The organism is Pedobacter sp. GW460-11-11-14-TSB4, from assembly GCF_059423705.1.
Genome location: NZ_JBWKYI010000008.1, coordinates 92182 through 109846, shown reverse-complemented (window position 1 = coordinate 109846; position 17665 = coordinate 92182). Strand labels below are relative to the sequence as shown.

The 17665-nt window shown below is 40.9% G+C and carries 12 protein-coding genes; 5 read left to right on the top strand and 7 right to left on the bottom strand.

Annotated features, from left to right (window positions below; all coding sequences use genetic code 11):
* The first annotated feature begins 26 nt into the window (after window positions 1-26).
* From hepC (AC07YT_RS10480) to AC07YT_RS10460, 5 genes are all read left to right on the top strand, one after another.
* Window positions 27-2015 (top strand): heparin-sulfate lyase HepC, encoded by a 1989-nt coding sequence (hepC, locus tag AC07YT_RS10480; RefSeq protein WP_086546769.1) that lies wholly within the window; start codon window positions 27-29, stop codon window positions 2013-2015.
* 97 nt (window positions 2016-2112) lie between these two features.
* Window positions 2113-4065 (top strand): heparin-sulfate lyase HepC, encoded by a 1953-nt coding sequence (gene hepC, locus AC07YT_RS10475; RefSeq protein WP_086546770.1) that lies wholly within the window; start codon window positions 2113-2115, stop codon window positions 4063-4065.
* A gap of 774 nt (window positions 4066-4839) precedes the next feature.
* The gene (locus AC07YT_RS10470; RefSeq protein WP_086546771.1) at window positions 4840-6399 is read left to right on the top strand and encodes a heparin lyase I family protein; all 1560 of its coding nucleotides are present in this window, start codon (window positions 4840-4842) and stop codon (window positions 6397-6399) included.
* 224 nt (window positions 6400-6623) lie between these two features.
* Complete coding sequence (locus AC07YT_RS10465) at window positions 6624-7529, top strand: heparin lyase I family protein (RefSeq protein ID WP_086546772.1); 906 nt, start codon at window positions 6624-6626, stop codon at window positions 7527-7529.
* A gap of 278 nt (window positions 7530-7807) precedes the next feature.
* Complete coding sequence (locus tag AC07YT_RS10460) at window positions 7808-9481, top strand: molybdopterin-dependent oxidoreductase (RefSeq protein ID WP_494945306.1); 1674 nt, start codon at window positions 7808-7810, stop codon at window positions 9479-9481.
* Window positions 9482-9601: 120 nt separating this feature from the next.
* Here AC07YT_RS10460 and AC07YT_RS10455 read toward each other — a convergent pair whose 3' ends face one another.
* From AC07YT_RS10455 to AC07YT_RS10425, 7 genes are all read right to left on the bottom strand, one after another.
* Window positions 9602-10924, bottom strand: coding sequence for a DUF6055 domain-containing protein (locus tag AC07YT_RS10455; protein ID WP_086546773.1), 1323 nt, complete (start codon window positions 10922-10924; stop codon window positions 9602-9604).
* A gap of 18 nt (window positions 10925-10942) precedes the next feature.
* Complete coding sequence (locus AC07YT_RS10450) at window positions 10943-11845, bottom strand: alkaline phosphatase family protein (protein WP_086546774.1); 903 nt, start codon at window positions 11843-11845, stop codon at window positions 10943-10945.
* A gap of 321 nt (window positions 11846-12166) precedes the next feature.
* A complete protein-coding gene (locus AC07YT_RS10445; RefSeq protein WP_494945305.1) occupies window positions 12167-12496 on the bottom strand; it encodes a hypothetical protein in 330 nt (109 codons plus the stop codon).
* A gap of 32 nt (window positions 12497-12528) precedes the next feature.
* Window positions 12529-13092 carry a sugar phosphate isomerase/epimerase family protein gene (locus AC07YT_RS10440; RefSeq protein ID WP_494945304.1) on the bottom strand — a complete coding sequence of 188 codons (564 nt, stop codon included), beginning with the start codon at window positions 13090-13092 and terminating at the stop codon, window positions 12529-12531.
* A gap of 370 nt (window positions 13093-13462) precedes the next feature.
* Window positions 13463-14026, bottom strand: a complete 564-nt coding sequence (locus tag AC07YT_RS10435; protein WP_478356940.1) for a porin family protein — start codon at window positions 14024-14026, stop codon at window positions 13463-13465.
* A gap of 116 nt (window positions 14027-14142) precedes the next feature.
* Window positions 14143-15519 carry a hypothetical protein gene (locus tag AC07YT_RS10430; RefSeq protein WP_086546776.1) on the bottom strand — a complete coding sequence of 459 codons (1377 nt, stop codon included), beginning with the start codon at window positions 15517-15519 and terminating at the stop codon, window positions 14143-14145.
* Between the two features lie 4 nt (window positions 15520-15523).
* Complete coding sequence (locus tag AC07YT_RS10425; protein WP_086546777.1) at window positions 15524-17509, bottom strand: glucosidase family protein; 1986 nt, start codon at window positions 17507-17509, stop codon at window positions 15524-15526.
* Window positions 17510-17665: the final 156 nt, after the last annotated feature.

Below are 17665 nucleotides of genomic sequence, written 5' to 3'. Positions count from 1 at the left end.
AAGACCTTGAATAAATATTACAGCATATGATGCGTTTAAAAATAATATTACTGGCCATTACCATAATTTCATCGGCATTCAGCTCCACAAAAGCACAAGAAACAGCGGTTAGCAAAAGCAGTTTCGATGTGGTTAACCTGGATGCCAAAGGATTGGAAAAGGTTAAACATCTGGTAGCTGCTGCAAAGTACGAAGAGGGGGCAAAAGAATTGCTTAAATATTACCGCAGCCGCACCAATGTGCGTCACCTTGATTTTGATACGGATGAGATTAAAAAATTAGCAGGCAAAAAGGTAAATGAAAATACACTTGAGCTGGCCAATAATATTTTGCAGCACAAATTTAAACCACATAAAGGTTATCCTACTTTCGATTATGGCAAAGAGATTAACTGGCAATACCGCCCGGTGCAAGATCAATTACTGACCACTTTTTTACACCGCACTGCTTTTTGGGAGCCTTTGGGCATCGTGTACCAAAGTACCGGCGATGAGCAATATGCAAAAGAATGGATATTTGAACTGCGCGATTGGGTTAAAAAAAACAAACAGGGTGCTTACGCCGATGATAAAGATTACGCCTGGAAGGCTTTCGTGGTATCGTTCAGGTTAAATCACTGGTCAGGTTATTTTAATCTTTTTCTTAACTCGCCAAATTTTACCCCTGCATTTTTAATGGAGTTTTTAAACTCGTACAGCGCACAGGCCGATTATGTAATGGCCAATTATACGGATATAGGCAACCATAGACTATACGAAGCGCTGCACATGATGTACGCCGGTAGCACATTCCCCGAAATGAAACAGGCGGCTAACTGGCGTAAAAGTGGCATAACCGTTTTAAATGAAGAAATTAAAAAACAGATACTGCCTGATGGCGTTCAGTTCGAGCTATCGCCCTCCTACCATATTGGCAGCATTAAAATATTTTTGGATGCGCTGCAAATTGCCCAGTTAAATGGAGCAGCAGCGGAATTTCCTGAAAGCTACCGGAACCTTGCCGAAAAAATGGTGCTTGCAGTAGGTAAATATTCATTCCCCGATTATACCTTTCCGCTTTATGGCAATGCATTTTTAACCACCAAAGCGGCTATGCTTAAAAGTTATGCCTTATGGACAAAGGTTTTCCCTAAAAACAAAGTAATTGAATATTATGCTACTGATGGTAAAACGGGCACAGCCCCAGATTATCGTTCCGGCAGTCTTCCTAATGCCGGCTTTTATGCTTTCAGGAGCGGATGGGACATGAAAGCCACCGTAATGCAGATAAAAGCAGGTCCACCTGCAGCGTTCCACTCCCACCCCGATAATGGCAATTTTGTGCTTTGGGTAAAAGGTCGCGATTTTACACCCGATGCCGGGAGTTTCGTGTATGCCAATGTGGGCGACCAGGCAAATACCAAAAGAGATTGGTACCGCTCTACCAAAGCACACCAAACCCTGACCATTGATGATAAAACCATAGAAAACGATGCGAAACTGCAAAAATGGGAAACAGGAAATAATTTAGATATCCTTAGCTATTCCAATCCCAGTTATAAAGATTTAAACCACCAGCGCACGTTTTTATTTATTGATAAAACATATTTCGTCATTATTGACAGGGCAATTGGCGCGGCAACTGGAAAATTAGCCATCCGTTATCATTTAAAAGAAGATAGCCAGGCCACCCTGAATGCCAGCAATAACCGTATTACCACTAATTATGCCGATGGCAATAACCTTTTGATACAGGTATTAAATAAAGATAAAGTAAGTGTAAAAGAAGAGCCAAGTTTTGTATCGTATGTATACCAAAAAGAAACACCAAGGCCAGCTTTTGCTTTCGAAAAAGCAAAGGCTGATGGTAAAACACAGGCTTTTATTTCGGTATTGTATCCTTATAATGGCAGCACCCCACCAGTGGTCAACTTTACTGAAAATCCTGGCCATGATTTTGCAAATGGCAAAATAGACATTACGCTCAATATTAATGGTAAAACGACAATTGTGAAGCAGGATTTAGGTACGAATTAAGATAATGAACTACAAAGACAAAAAAGACCAAAGAGTAGCTTTGGGCAAAATAAATTGAATGAATAATCATATAAATAACTGATCAGACCCGATAACAATGAATATCAGAAAAAAAATATCGCTTTGCTTCTTACTGACCGCTGGCCTATTTGCAAACGCACAAGATGCACCGCTTACCAAACAAAGTTTTGACAACATCAACCTCGCCTACCCCGGCTTAGAAAAAGTAAACAAACAATTTTTGTTGGGCCAATACGATAATGCAGGTAAAGAATTATTGAGCTATTACCGCAACAAGGCAAACAAGAGCGAAATCATTAAAAACAAAACACTAAACAGTGGCGATAAGGAAAGCGCAGACAATGCTTTAGTGCACAAATTTAAGCCACAGAAAGGTTATGGATTTTTCGATTATGGTAAAGATATTAACTGGCAGTTTTGGCCGGTAAAAGATAACGAGGTCCGCTGGCAGTTACACCGCGTAAAGTGGTGGCAATCGCTAGGTAAAGCCTTTAATAGCACTGGAGATGAAAAATACGCCAAAGAATTTATCTTCGAGTTTGGCGATTGGGCTAAAAAAAATCCGCTGGGTTTATCAAAAGACAATGACAGTTTTGCCTGGCGCCCTTTAGAGGTATCAGAAAGGGTAAACATATTTCCGGCTATTTTTGATCTGACGGTAAATGCACAAAGTTTTACACCCGCATTTTTATTGGAATTTCTAAACAGTTTCAGTTTCCAGGCAGATTATGTTCCTAAAAATTACAGCGAGCTGGGAAACCATTTATTATTCGAAGCCCAGCGTGTTGTGGGTGCAGGTTCGCAATTCCCTGAGCTAAAAAATGCACCGGCCTGGAGAAAAAGTGGCATTACCGTGCTAAATAAGGAAATTGAAAAACAAGTATTTAATGATGGTATGCAGTGGGAAATGTCGCCATCGTACCATATCGCTTCAATTGGTATTTTTTTAAATGCATATCGCGCTGCACAGGTAAGCGGACAAGAAAAGGAATTTCCGTCGAGTTATATTGCTAAAATAGAGAAAATGGTATTGGCTACGGCTAACTTTTCCTTCCCGGATTATACTGCCCCCATGTTTGGCGATAGCTGGCCGGGAGATAAAAATGGGATGATGAAAAACTATGCTGACTGGGGCAAAAACTTTCCTGATAACCAAAGTATTGCTTACTTCGCAACTGATGGCAAAAAAGGTACCGCGCCTGATTATTTGTCGAAAGGTTTGCCAAATGCAGGCTTTTATACATTTAGAAACGGATGGAAAAGCGATGCAACGGTAATGACTTTAAAAGCAGGTCCTCCGGGAGAATTTCATGCCCAGCCTGATAACGGAACCTTCGAACTTTGGGTAAAAGGCCGCAATTTTACGCCCGATGCCGGTTGTTACCTCTACAGCGGTGATGCCGAGATCATGAAAAAAAGAGACTGGTTCCGCCAAACCCGTGTACACAGCACACTTACACTGGACAATAAAAACATGGTGATTACCAAAGCCACCCAGAACAAATGGGAAGCCAGTAAACCAATGGATGTATTAACCTACACCAATCCAAGTTATACCGGTTTAAACCACCAGCGCAGTGTGCTATTCATCAACCAAAAATATTTCCTGATTATCGATCAGGCCATTGGCAAAGCAACAGGTACTTTAGGCACACATTTTCAATTAAAAGAAGATAGTAAACCTGTGTTTGATAAAGCAAAAAACAGCGTATACACCACTTATGCTGATGGCAATAACCTTTTAATTCAAAATTTAAATTCAGATCAGGTTTCGCTCAGCGAAGAAGAAGGAAAAGTTTCTTATGTATACATGAAAGAAATCAGCAGGCCTGCCTTTGTTTTCGAAAAAGCGAAAAGTGATGCCAAAACCCAAAACTTTGTGAGTATCCTTTATCCATTTGATGGCGATAAAGCGCCTGTAATTACGGTAAAAGAAAATGAGGGGAACGATTTTGAAAAAGGAAACCTAAACCTTACCCTAAGCATTGATGGTAAAAAAAGCGAAGTAAAAGTAGCGCTGATGAAGTAAAAAAGCCTACCAGGTTTGGAACTTTGCCAGCGTAAGAGATAGCAACGGAAAGCCCACAGCGATTGAAACGAAGCAAGGACTTAGCATGATGAAATGAGCCTGGCTGGTGAGGACACCAGCCAATAGAGAAAGGTTTGGCGCTTTGCCAGCGTGAGGGATAGCAGCGGAAAGCCCACAGCGGAGTAAAACGAAGCGAGGACTTGCAGCGAATAGCCCGACCCCTTGCGCAGCTTGGGGGCACGCCAAAATAAAAAGCCTGGCAAATAAACTTACAATTCTGAAAATGAATTGAGATGAACCTGGCTGATTAGGACACGAGCGAATAGAGAAAGGTTTGGCGCTTTGCCAGCGTGAGGGATAGCAGCGGAGTAAAACGAGGCGAGGACTTGCAGCGAATAGCCCGACCCCTTGCACAGCTTGGGGGCACGCCCAAATAAAAAGCCTGGCAAATAAACTTACAATTCTGAAAATGAATTGAAATGAACCTGGCTGATTAGGACACGAGCGAATAGAGAAAAGTTTGGCGCTTTGCCAGCGTGAGGGATAGTAGCGGAAAGCCCACAGCGGAGTAAAACGAAGCGAGGACTTGCAGCGAATAGCCCGACCCCTTGCGCAGCTTGGGGGCACGCCAAAAAATGAGAGCAGGACAGACTGATTGAATGCCAAAAACATGGAATGACCGGTTCCCAATAGAGATGATAGATTGAATTAATGACCTTAAAAAAAATACCATGATATAAGAAAAACAATTAACCATTTACTAACCAAAACCACATGAAAAAAAAATCATTTTACCCGCAAAAGTATATGGCTATGGCCATACTATTTTTAGCAAGTGCCTGCAGTAAAATTGAAAATGGCCTGACCAGCCAAACCGAGACAGCGAAATTCTCCATTTCAAAAATGGCTACCGGACCACAAGCCAACCTGAACTATGGCGATAGCATTTTAAACGTAACTTACGAAGATGGCACACTCAACTCTGGTATAACAGGCATAAACCCGACCAATGCCACTGCATCGGATGCTGCTTACATGGTATCGCCGGGTGCTACCACACTAAACCATGCAATTGCGCACAAAGTGGTATATGGTGATTCGGGATATAATTCTGATGGCAACTGGAGAAGTGAAAGCGATGCGCAACAGTTTATTCCTGCCCGTTATTTCCCCGGCGATGAACGGCGCTACGAGTTTAGTGTACTGCTTAAAGACTGGCCGGTATGGAATCAGGGCGATGCCACCAATGAAAGCAATCTTTTTCAGTTAAAAGTATCGGGTGGTGAAAATGTTCCGCTGATGATCCGTGCACAAAGAAATGCGATACGCATCAGGTATCAGGATGTATCGGTGAAAGATATCGTAAGCAACCTCCAACCCTATGTAAACCAATGGATCCAATTTAGGATAGATGTGCTTTGGGCGACGAGCACTACAGGTTATATGCGAACCTATATGAAATTACCCGGACAAAGCGATTTTGTTTTGGTTGACGAAAAAACAAACTATTCTACCTTTACAGGCAATGTTAGCGATGGAAACATAGGCTACATTAAATGGGGATTATACGTGGTGCCACCCAACAGCACCCGTACTGTTTATCACGACGATATCAGGATTATCAACCTTAACCAGGCACCTACTACAACAGGCCTCATCTGGGGCAATAGTATTCCTGACGCTAATCCGGCCTATCTGGATGGCCCGTATACAATCGTTTCAAATATTACAAGCCCTACCGCTTACAACAATACCAGCCACGTATATATTCACCCCAATATTAAATACCAGCCTGCACAAAACATTGTATATGTGAACAGTACCAGTCCTGCGCCAAACCCGGCTGATAATGTTGTGGGTACCCCACGGTCTGATTTTTCCCGTTCAACGCTGTCGGCAGCAGGTATATCAGGCGGCGCTCCTGGCCCAGGCGGACGATACCTGGTCAGTGGATGGGTAAATGCAGTATCATCAACTACACCATCAGCTTTTGATCCGACAGAATATTACGAGTTCAATTTGGAACCCCTAAGTGGCTACCATTTTAACTTTAGCGATGTTAAATTTACCGTGTTAAGGGGCGGCGCCACACACCCCAATACATTTGTGCTCCGCTCTAGTATTGATAATTTTGCCAGCAATATCTCTGCCCCTGTTACAATCAGTGGCACTACTACACCAACATCGATACAATTCAATGCCTCGGCACTTACCAATATTAGTACCGCCGTTACCTTTAGGTTATATGCTTATGGAGCTACCGCAACCAGTGGCAGTACTTCCGTTGGACTTAACGATTTCCAGGTGAATGGCCAGGTATTGCCAAATCCTTAGATCAATAAGCCTGAACAAAGCAGTGGTATAATTTGCTGCTGCTTTGTTCTGAAAACAATACAAGATTAGAAACCAATAATTTGGTGATTAACCTGTCCCCGTTATCAAAAGGCAAAATTCCTATGCACGTATTTAAAATAACCACCAATAGTTTTGATCAAAAAACACCTCTACTTTAAATTAAAAATTAATTCATCTATTTAAAACCTAACCAAAATTAACCTATGAAAACAAAAGAATTTAACCCAAAAACAGCAGGTAAACTGTTGGCAGCAATCGGTATACTGGGCCTATTGTTTGCCTGTACTAAAGAAAGCGTTGGCACATCGGATACTGCCCTAACAAAAGGCAAGGGTCCGATAGAAAAATCGAATAGCCTGAATACCCTAACCGCGGGCGATACGATTTTGAATGTAACTTATGAAAACGGCCAATACGACTCAGGAATTACTGGTGTACGCGGAACAGTAGCAACAGGAGCAGATGCCGTTGGTATAATTAGTCCCGGGCAAAGCAGTTTAAAAGGTATCCTTCACAAAGTTACATTGGGCAAAGAAGGACATTACTCTGCAGAGGCCTGGCGGAGTGAAGCCGATGCTTTAAATTATGAGCCGGCCTTGTTTTTTCCTGGAATGGAGCGCAGGTACGAAGTGAGCATTTATTTAAAAGATTGGGGACAATGGAACAGTGCTAATCCACCGTATGGTGACAATATTTTTCAGTTAAAGGTAAGTGGTGGCGACCCGGTTCCTTTAAGGCTGCTTACCAAGCGCAATAGCATCACAGCACGGTACGATGCGACCGGAAACGGCACGGTGATTTCGGATTTTAGGTCGCAGATAAATAAATGGATAGACTTTCGTATAGATGTGAAATGGACTACAGACAATACTGGTTATTTTAAAATTTACACCCGATATGAGGGCGAACAAGATTATACCTTACGCTTGCAGAATTTAAATGCAAAAACATTTACAGGTACCCAGTTAGCCAACGGGCAGAAGGGCTATATTAAATGGGGTGTATACCGCGAAGCTGGAAGAGATGCGAGTGGCAACGTCATTACCAACGACAATGTTTTAACCCGGATTGCTTATCATGACAATATCCGCATTATCGCATTGAACTAATATTAAATGAGGTTGACTCAAAACTAATTTACGCTAATTTAATCGTCCCATCATCTTTCTAAGGTCGTTGTTCCACCAGCTGGATATAACGACCTTTTTTTTACCATTTGTTAAAAGACTTATACAGGATATTTTAAAGATTTAGATCATATTATTTCAGAAAAAACTATCTTCGTTATCTATCATCCAGACATCTTTTAAGCCTCATTTAAAAAACGCTAAAATGATGGAATGGTTAAAACTTCAACCGAAGAAATTAAATATCCTGAAAGAAAGCTATGCTGTTTACCCATTTTAACGAAGCAGAAAAGAATGTACATTACCCTCCAGACAGGAGGATGTACCTGGGCCTAAAGCCTTATGTTTTCGTTATTATAGCACTGCTGCTGTTAGCCAGCGTTGGTGCAGCCTGGCTACAGTATTTAGTATATGGTTTACCTGACGATCCATCACGCCTGCTTCCTGCTGTGACGGCAGATACGGTTAAAGGATTTCCGGTCTGGGTAATTTTATGCCATTGGGTTAACTTTTTCTTTTTGGTAATTTTAATCAGAAGTGGCCTCTCCATATTGATGGATCATCCCCGGCTTTACTGGCAGAATGGCTGTACCCCGGGATCGGAATGGTTGAAGTTAACCCCTATCCAAATACCAAAAGACAAACTTTGGACCGCCAAGGATGATGCACGTTATATCAGTCCGTTATTGGCACTACCTGGTTATCGGCATACGGTCGGCATAGCAAGAGGATGGCACTTTATCCATGTTCCATTTTTTGTATTAAATGGGGTTATTTTTGTTGCGCTGTTATTTGCTGGCGATCAGTGGCAGCGGATTGTACCTACCTCATGGCAGATTTTTCCTGATGCATGGTCTGTTTTTGTGCATTATGCTACCTTTAATATGCCATTGGAGCCCAATGGTTTTTATTACTATAATGCTTTACAAAAACTATCTTATTTTGGTGCGGTATTCGTGCTCGCGCCATTATCCATGTTGAGCGGTTTATGTATGTCGCCAGCTATAGAAAATAGATTTCACTGGCTGCCAAAAATTTTTGGCAACAGACAAGGCGCAAGGTCAGTCCATTTTTTGGTCATGCTTGCTTACCTGGCGTTTATAATTATCCATGTGGCAATGGTTGTGGCTACGGGCCTTGTTAGGAATTTAAACCACATCACCCTGGGTACCGATCATCCGTCTGACCGGAGTGGCTTGTATATTGGCATCGCCATTCTTCTTTTCACCATTATATTTTGCTTTTATGCGCACTGGGTTTCGTGGAAAAGGCCACGCTGGGTGCAACAGGCAAGTGCTTTTATAAACGGTAATTTGTGGCTCCGCACCATTAATAAGTTAAAGCCAAAAGCTTATTTTAAGAAAGAAGATATTACGCCTTTTTTCTGGGCAAATGGCAAATTACCAGTCTCAGACAAATGGAATGATTTAGCCGCCAACGATTTTAAAAACTATAAACTCAAAATAGACGGATTGGTAGAAAACCCCATCGAGCTATCCATCGATGAAATGAAAGCTTTAGGCAAAGAACAAAACATTACCATGCACCATTGCATACAAGGCTGGTCGGGCATTGCAGAATGGGGCGGCTTACCCCTTAAAACCCTTGTCGATTTGGTTAAACCCAAAGCAAATGTAAAAACAGTTGTATTTTACTCATTTGGAGAAAGCTTATACGGTGGGCCTTATTACGATACCCATACCTTAGATAACTGCCTTAAACCTGGCGCCATACTGGCCTGGGAAATGAATTATGAACCGTTAAGCCATGTTTACGGTGCTCCGTTAAGACTCCGGGTAGAAAACCAGCTGGGTTATAAAATGGTGAAATGGATTGAACGCATTGAATTTATAGAAAATCACGAAAGTGTTGGTAAAGGCTATGGCGGCAAAAATGAAGATGATGAATACTTTGATCTGATAGCCAATACTTAAGTTGAAATCATTTTATTCTTGATGAACATGCGAATGAACTGATTGGATTAAAAAAGGGTAACTCAATCACCTTAATCTGGTTTTTAGTTACCCTTAAAATCTGTAAAAAAATGAGAGCCGTTAATACAGATCAGTGCCGGTTAATTTGATCTGGTAAGGCCATTCGCTGATCAAATCGGGTTTTCTTGGCAATTTAACATGTACTGTTGGCGCAGCACTAACCACAAGCCATAAATAGGCAGTTTTAGCTGGCACTTTAAAGCGGTAAGATCCTTCATTCGAACGATATACTTTTCCGTAAACCCTTTCACCATTTTCTTTAACAGCTAAAAAACAGTATCTCCAGCCGGCATTTTCGGGGATAATATTTTGGTAGCCAGTTGCACCGGCCATTCCTTTAAATTCAAGTTTAACGGAAGTAACCGTAGGTACTTTAAGCCTTATGCCATTATACCCATAACTTTGGAGACAGTCTTTTTTGCTGATTTGGTACCAGCCATCTGCTGATGGATTAAATACGGTTTTGTGTTTGTTGGCATATTTACTCGTTACCTCGCGCACACGGTCTAAATCCCAGGTAATAAACCTGCTTGATGCATCAAAAACCTCATCATTAAACTGTTCCTGATCTATTTTGGTAATGCGTTTGTAAGTCATTACAGGATCTTCTCCCGGGTTTACGCTATTTAATAGTTTTCCATAAAAATCCAGTCCATGTTTTTCCGACCAATATTCTAACAAGAAAGGCGAATGGTACTGATTCTCCGGATGAAGAAAAGCCAGGTTAGTTTGTTTTAAAAATGCAGCTAAATGGAAGTGTTCAAAATCTACCCAATCCGGATAGACCTGCCATAAGAGGTATTGGCTTCCCATTTCGTTTATCGCCCCGTTAAAAGCGCTTCCATGATCGCAGCTGGCCATAAATTGAAAAGAGTGCCCAAGTTCGTGCGCCAATACCCCATAAGGATAACGGTGTACGCGTACAGCAGGTGTCCATAAAATGGCTACACTATCTTTTCCCCATCCGTAGGCAGTAGCGTCATTGCCGCCATAGATAAAAACCAGTGCCTTATAGCGATCAGAAACCGATTTTCCCTTTTTTAATACTTTCAGCTGATCAATGTAATAATTGTAAAAACGCTCCGTTTCTAGCAGCGATTTTTTGACATCGAATGTTTTTGTCGTATCCTTATTCTGCATCGGATCATCTCCAAATTCCTTTGACCAAAAGATTACAACGTTATCTGACTCTACTTTTCTTTTATTGCTAAAAGTGCTGTTATCGTCATTAAAATCGTTGTTATCAGGTACCCTCGATACATTTTTCGGAATAAAAACCTTCTTAGCTGTTTTTAAGCCGGAAACGTTGTTTTGAGCACTTCCAATGAGTGGAAGCGCTACTATTGCCAATACAGTGTATACTCGTTTAAGTGGATTGATCATCTATTTCAACAATGAACTTTATTTAAATACATTTTTGGGTATTGTTCCTGTCCAGGATTCAGGCAGTTTGGTTACGCCAAAAATTTTAGCAAGTACTACCCCGGTATTTTTATTGCTGTTAAAAGAAGTAATTAAACCACCTTTTTTAATCTGTGGCCCAGTGATGCCCCAAGGCACCTGCATTTCGGCCATGGAGATGCCACCATGACCTTTATTTATACCGCCGTGATCGGTAATCAATAAAAAGTGTGTGTCTTTGTAAATTCCGTCAGCTTTTAATTTCTCAAGTAAAGCCCCTATTGCCACATCTGCCTGCTCTATAGCCGTAATATATTCAGGTGTCATCCAGCCAAAACCATGGCCCGCGTGATCGGTGTGTACGCTATATAAAAAGGTAAGTGTAGGGTTTTGTTTGTTTTTTACCATGAAATCGTAAGCTTTCTGGTAGTTGTCTTTATATTGATCTTTTTCTTCAAAAGATACCTCATCCAGGTATTTTTGATTGATTGGATTAATTAATTCTTTCCAGTTGTAGTAATAACTGGTTTTAACATTGGGTACAGCATCTTTCAGTACTTTAAATATCGATGGGTAGTAACCATCCTGATCAGTTTCTATTGACTGTAAGGTGTGTTTTTGCAAGGTCCAGTCGTTTGCGGTAATTCCGTGCTCTTCAGGACCTGAGCCGGTCATGTGGCTGGTCCAGTTTGGTAGTGTAACCGATGGCATTACTGGTCGGGTGGTTAAAGAAAGTACACCATCAGCAAACAGTTTATCCAGGTTGGGGTGTTTGGCTGTTTTAAATCCTTCAGCACTGAAACCGTCAAGGCCAATAATTAAAACGTGTGTAGCTTTACGCTGTGCCATAGCTGAAAGTGATAGTAAGGACAACACCATCACTGTTAAAAAAACTTTTCTCATAAATTAATCTCTTGGTATAAAATTGATATGGTAAATATAAATTATAGAAAATCAAAATGCGGTTTGCATGGAAACACAAAACCTGGCCAAAAGTAAGTATTGCTAAATAAGCTATTAATCAAGCCATTACTTAACAACATTTGATCTAAATGGATATAACGATGATATTCTACATTAAATTATAGCGCATAATTACTAAACAAATGTTTAATAATATTAAACATCAGGTAAAATAATTGTTATATCTTTCTAAAATATACGAATGAAGAGAAAATAGTAATTATGCTGATCAACAAACAGGCTTAAATTATCCTTAAAAACTTACAAATATCTTTTTCGCCAAACCTGCATCATGTATACATTTATTGCCCATTGATCGGCAACCGGAAGGTTGGTAAACGGAATGGTTGGCATATAACTGGGCGGTCCAAATTCAGTTAACATGGTCAGGATTTTGCCCTGTTGCTTTTTTATGGCGACTACTTTATCCCACCAGGCGAAATGGGCTTCAACGGCTTGCTTCCATTCCGGCGCTCGTGGATCGCTTACCTGCGGCCCTTCTGCATGGCCTACCCTGGAGTGAACATGATCGGTACGTGAAATGGCAAGTGCCACAGTTTCGGGTTGATCTTCGAGTAAACTCTCGCTCACATTACACCAGTGAGAAATATCGAGCGTTAGCCTTAAATCAGGATTTTCTGCAAATATGGCAAGGATGCCGGAGCCGAATAAAGCATACGGGAACGATGGGTTTCATGATAAATCGGAACACCCGTTTCTTTAGCATACTGAACGGTAAAATCAATGAATTTTTTGTTGTCCTGGTATTGAAAAAAATCCTTTCCGGAGTGAACATTGATATACAAGGGTTTTTGATATTGATGCTCAATCGCTTCTTTAAGTACTTTTTTAAAAGTTGCAAAGTGTGGTGCCGGAAGGGCTTCGTCGCCACGGCAAAGAAAACCAACTGCTAATTGATATTTTTTTAACGCTTTAAATAATTCTTCAGCAATTTCCGGCGACCAGAGGATTTCGATTCCATCATAACCAGAATCTTTTGCCTTTTTACAAAAATCAGTTACCGGGCCATTAAAGCCCCAATATGGCGCCATTATTTTTAGGGCGAAACCATTCGCCCATTTTTCAGATCCGGGAGAAGGTGAACTAAAAGTTTCCGTTGGCGTTAAAAATAAAGCAGATGTGAGTGCCATGCTACCACCAATAAAATCGCGTCGGTTATACTTCATTTGATATAGGTTTTACGGATTCAAGTTACACATTTTTAGTTTTTAAAGCATTTAGTTCATATCAAAAGGTGGTTAATGGCCGTGGAGATACACTTCTGAAGCCTGCTTTTTTTGCACATATTCTAAAACAAAAAAATATTTATCCCTTACTTCGACCTCGCCCAACACTAACTGGCTACCATTGACAGCATGCATAGAATGATCGTCATTGCGGGGAACGAAGCAATCTTAAAGCGCCCGCTAATAACTATTTTGTTTCTCCTTCCTTTAATGACATTGGTAAGAACACAAAAAAGCCTTTCAGAATGTACTGAAAGGCAAATTTTATAATTACAATAAGGATATTTTTACGGATTGATGAACTTACGCTTTAAAATAATTTAAACCCAACAGAGAGATTAAATAAACCACTTTTTTCCCCTAATCCCTTATTAATTTTGGTAAGGCCCCTGCTGTATCTGGCATCGATGCTGATGTTGCCTATATCTACCCCAGCATTAAGCACGCCGCCGAAATTGAGTTTTTTATAATCAAAGCCAACTGGACCTTTTGCTTCATTAAGGGTGTAATTAACATCAGGACCTGCAGAAACCCTAAAATTTAAAGCTTCGGTATCAATAAGCTTGTAACCCACCATAAGCGGCAAATTTAGTTGGTTAAATTTGGGCGTGTAAGTGTTAGCGGCATAAACATATGAACTCTTAAAGCTAACATAATTCAATTCGGGTTGAAAATATAACGATTTCCCAACCCGGGCGAATACCCCGAAATTATAACCTACCTTACCTTTTTTATCTGTTATGGCCTTTACACTTGTTGGCAATGTGGCATAGTTTACACCACCTTTTACACCAAATACCAGGTCAGAATCTTGTGCTTTTGCCGCTCCTGCTGTAATAACCATAACAGCAACTAATAAATAAAACTTGTTCATTTTCATACTTTTTGTTTTTAAATAATTGAATATTTATTGTGTTTTGAAAGTATGACAACGACATTTGGATTTACCCCTACGTCATGATAAAAAAATGAATAGCTTTATTAAAACAGTTAAGCCCTTTTTAGTTTAACTGAGCCTCCTGGTTTTACCCAAACCGCTTTTTTTACAATGATTTTTCCCTGATCATTTAAAAATTTAGGCAGCCAAAGAATTTTCTTTTGGCCGTTATTGGTTAACATGGTAGCCATATTCCCCTCATGTTTTACTGTGATTGAAGTCATTAATACAGGTAAATCTTTTAATTCGGAATTTGTTGTTTTATGACCACGGTATAAAGTGCTGATCTGATTAAGTCGTGCATCGGCCTCTATCCCCATTAATCCTTCTGTAAAACCTTTAATTACCCCGAAAGAAACTTCAGGATATTCCCTCCTGGCTGTTGCAAGATCGGTTAGGTGCAACAAATAGCCATAAGCCTTTTCGGCCTGTCCGTTCTGGTACATGATTAAAGGGAAATACGACAGGTTTTCTACATTCCAGTCTTTTGACAATAAATGTTGTATGGTTTTTTCTTTACGCTCACCCGCTTTTAAGGCATCGAACCAAAGTAAAAAGGTTTCTCCTTCATCCATACCGAACTTATTGTCGTTCGAATAAAAAGTATGGTACCGAGAAACACGATCATTCCACCACAAAGCATCGATACTTTTCTGATAAGCTGCAGCCTTTTCTTTAAACTGTTTGGCTTGATCATGTTGCCCTTTTAAATCAAGCATGGCTGCATACGACATTAAACCCCTGTAGATGGCACCAACAAGATCGACTCCCATTTTAATATTGGGTACACCTTCGGAATAGGAAGGTAAACCACGGCACCGATGAAAAGCATCCTGATCATTGAAAGGTACCGGGGCATTTGGATGTGTAGGCCTTTTCAGCAATGAATCTGCCTGCAATACCCAGCGGTTAATATATTCGGTTACCGATTTTTCATGAAAGTTTTTAAACCCCGCACCATTGATGTATTCAAGGTCGCCTGTCCATAAATATAACTTCCAGCTGGCATTTAAAATATCAAAATTCGCATTCAGGTTATACCAGAACGCTGTATCATTGCGGTAATCCTCTACGGCTGGCTTTCCTAAATGGTTAATTTCCCAATAAGAACACCAATCTTTAGATTCGGATATATTATTGACAAATAGCCTGAACATATTTTTATTTTCCTTAGCCAGGCCCAGTATCTCCCCTCCAATGCTCTGATGAGCGACATCGCGCATACAGAATGCCGATCTTGGCGGCAATGCAGATTCGTACCAGGGGCCAACCGGATCGGTGGCTTTACCTTTGTAACTCAATGCCATTTCTTTCGCCCGAATAAATGCGGTTTGTAAAGCGGCATCAGTTGATTTAAAAGTTACTCCGCCCTGAGCATAAACGCCACAGCATAGGCAAAGAAAAAAGTGTACAAAAAGAAGTCTTTTCATGTGTTTAATATAAGTTAATTTCTACAGCCTGTTTTCCGTCCCAGTTGATTTCCTGTTTTTTGCCCGTTTCCTGCTCCACCAAAATCCTGATTTTTCCTCCAATTTTGGAAACCGTAATGCCAAAATCGCTGTTAAATGCCCTGATGTGTTTAAGCGACATTTGCTTCCAGTCTGAAGGAAGATAAGGGCACAACCGGAATGATTTAAAGCCCGTAGGTTGTATACCAAACAATCCTTCGGTTATGGCCCGGCAATATAATCCACTCTCTGCCGAAAGATGGCGCTGATCTCCCTCTGGCCAGGCTTCAACAGCATAAGGCACATGTTCGCCCAGCAAACGTTTGGCGGTATAGTATTTCAGGTATTTCATGGTTGTATCGGTTATTCCGGCGTTAAACAAACCGCGTACCGCATATAAAAGCGAACGGTCCCAGAATACTTTTGATCCCGATTCGCTTAACATCCCGTCTTTCGTCCACAGATAATCAGACAATAGTGCCTTGGCGGTCTGTGCTTTTCGGTCGTAAATTCCCATCACCAGGGGCATTCCTATCCATGACCGAAGCTTATCGTTTCCTTCATAATAGCGGTAGGTATCGAATCCCTGCACTTTGGCACCAAAATATTTCTCTATGGCTGTTTTTAATGCAGAAGCTTCTTTACGCAATTTTGCTGAAGTGGTTTTATCGCCAAGACTTGCTGACAGATCAGCTGCACTGATCAATGCGCCATAAGCCAGTGTATTGGTTGACAGGTTAATTTTACCAGCCGGGAACCTGCCTTCCAGCTCATCCGAATCGGAAGCAATTACCCCGTCTGCACTTTTTTTCCTTCTTGAAAATTCCAGGCACCATTCTATCAGCGGCCACAACTGTCGCGCTTCAGCGGTATCCGCGTAAGCCAGTGCAAACCTCGATGCCCCATAAGCAATCATAGCCATATCACCGCGATCGCCAGCACCGTTCCATTGATCTGTTCCTTCGGCAATGATCGAACTTGGAATTGGCTTGTACTCGGGATTCATGTATTTGGCAAACAGGCGGAAACTGTTTTTAGCACTTTCATTCCCCGCAGCATTACCTAAAAAAGGAAAAAACGGATCCATATATTCTGCCTGATCATTTGCCCAGATTGCAGCGTAATAAGATCCACCACCGGGACCATGCATTAAACCATTTTTTGTATCAAAAATACTTTCAGACGCCCTGATTTTAGCAAAAGCAAACATCTGGTTCAAGGTATCATTTGGCGTTTTCAGCACCAGTTGTTGCGTCATTTCGCTTACAAAATTCCTTCGCTTTAACAATTCGTATGCTGATGAAAAAGTATAAGGTTGATCGGCTGTTTTCCTTGCAGAATAAACAATGGCATAACTTTGTTCTTCTCCCGCTTTTAAAATAAACCTGCCAGCACCAAATATTTTTGTATGGAGCAGATAGGTGCCATAAACACCTTTATTTCGTGCGGTGCTATCTGTTTGGTCAAACTCAGGAACAACAATTTCGACTGGTTTCAATCCCTTATTTTTAAATACCGTGTGTTCAATAAATGCCGGTTTATCAGTTGATGGAAAGAGCTCACGTAATACACTTACATTTCCGATCTCAGATTTAACCTTTACCGAACCATTGATTGAGAAAGCCAAAGGTTGCTCGCTTAAAGGTGTTCCGTCGATCAAAACAGGAGGTGTTACCTGATCGAAATCCCTGATTAGGCTCCCACGGGTATCGTTCGGGATCGTCCGCAGCATCGGGAACACGAGTTTTCTTTTTAAGATCAGATTATTTTTATCGTTTACACCATAGGTAATTATTGCGGAAATTTGTTTCCCGCTCATTTCTATCTGATCGGTATGTTTGGCATTTTTTTTAACGGTCCATTCAATGCCCCCGTTCTTTTGCAGGTGCCAGCGTAAATCCTGGGCGTTTACATCAAAACCATACAGCAAAAACAGGATGAACGGTACAAATTTTATCAGGAAAGATTTCATATCAAAAAGGGAAAAATGGAGGTCTGTTCATCAATACAATTTTTCTTCAAATCTGTCACGTTGAGCCTGTCGAAACGCCTTAAATCTTTTAATAATGCCTTCGACAGGCTCAGGATGACAAATTCTATTATTTATGAGACAACCTTCATTAAAAAT

Coding starts and splice junctions, on each gene's coding strand:
- hepC (WP_086546769.1), top strand. CDS start 27: ATGATGCGTTTAAAAATAATATTACTGGCCATTACCATAATTTCATCG.
- hepC (WP_086546770.1), top strand. CDS start 2,113: ATGAATATCAGAAAAAAAATATCGCTTTGCTTCTTACTGACCGCTGGC.
- AC07YT_RS10470 (WP_086546771.1), top strand. CDS start 4,840: ATGAAAAAAAAATCATTTTACCCGCAAAAGTATATGGCTATGGCCATA.
- AC07YT_RS10465 (WP_086546772.1), top strand. CDS start 6,624: ATGAAAACAAAAGAATTTAACCCAAAAACAGCAGGTAAACTGTTGGCA.
- AC07YT_RS10460 (WP_494945306.1), top strand. CDS start 7,808: ATGCTGTTTACCCATTTTAACGAAGCAGAAAAGAATGTACATTACCCT.
- AC07YT_RS10455 (WP_086546773.1), bottom strand. CDS start 10,924: ATGATCAATCCACTTAAACGAGTATACACTGTATTGGCAATAGTAGCG.
- AC07YT_RS10450 (WP_086546774.1), bottom strand. CDS start 11,845: ATGAGAAAAGTTTTTTTAACAGTGATGGTGTTGTCCTTACTATCACTT.
- AC07YT_RS10440 (WP_494945304.1), bottom strand. CDS start 13,092: ATGAAGTATAACCGACGCGATTTTATTGGTGGTAGCATGGCACTCACA.
- AC07YT_RS10435 (WP_478356940.1), bottom strand. CDS start 14,026: ATGAACAAGTTTTATTTATTAGTTGCTGTTATGGTTATTACAGCAGGA.
- AC07YT_RS10430 (WP_086546776.1), bottom strand. CDS start 15,519: ATGAAAAGACTTCTTTTTGTACACTTTTTTCTTTGCCTATGCTGTGGC.
- AC07YT_RS10425 (WP_086546777.1), bottom strand. CDS start 17,509: ATGAAATCTTTCCTGATAAAATTTGTACCGTTCATCCTGTTTTTGCTG.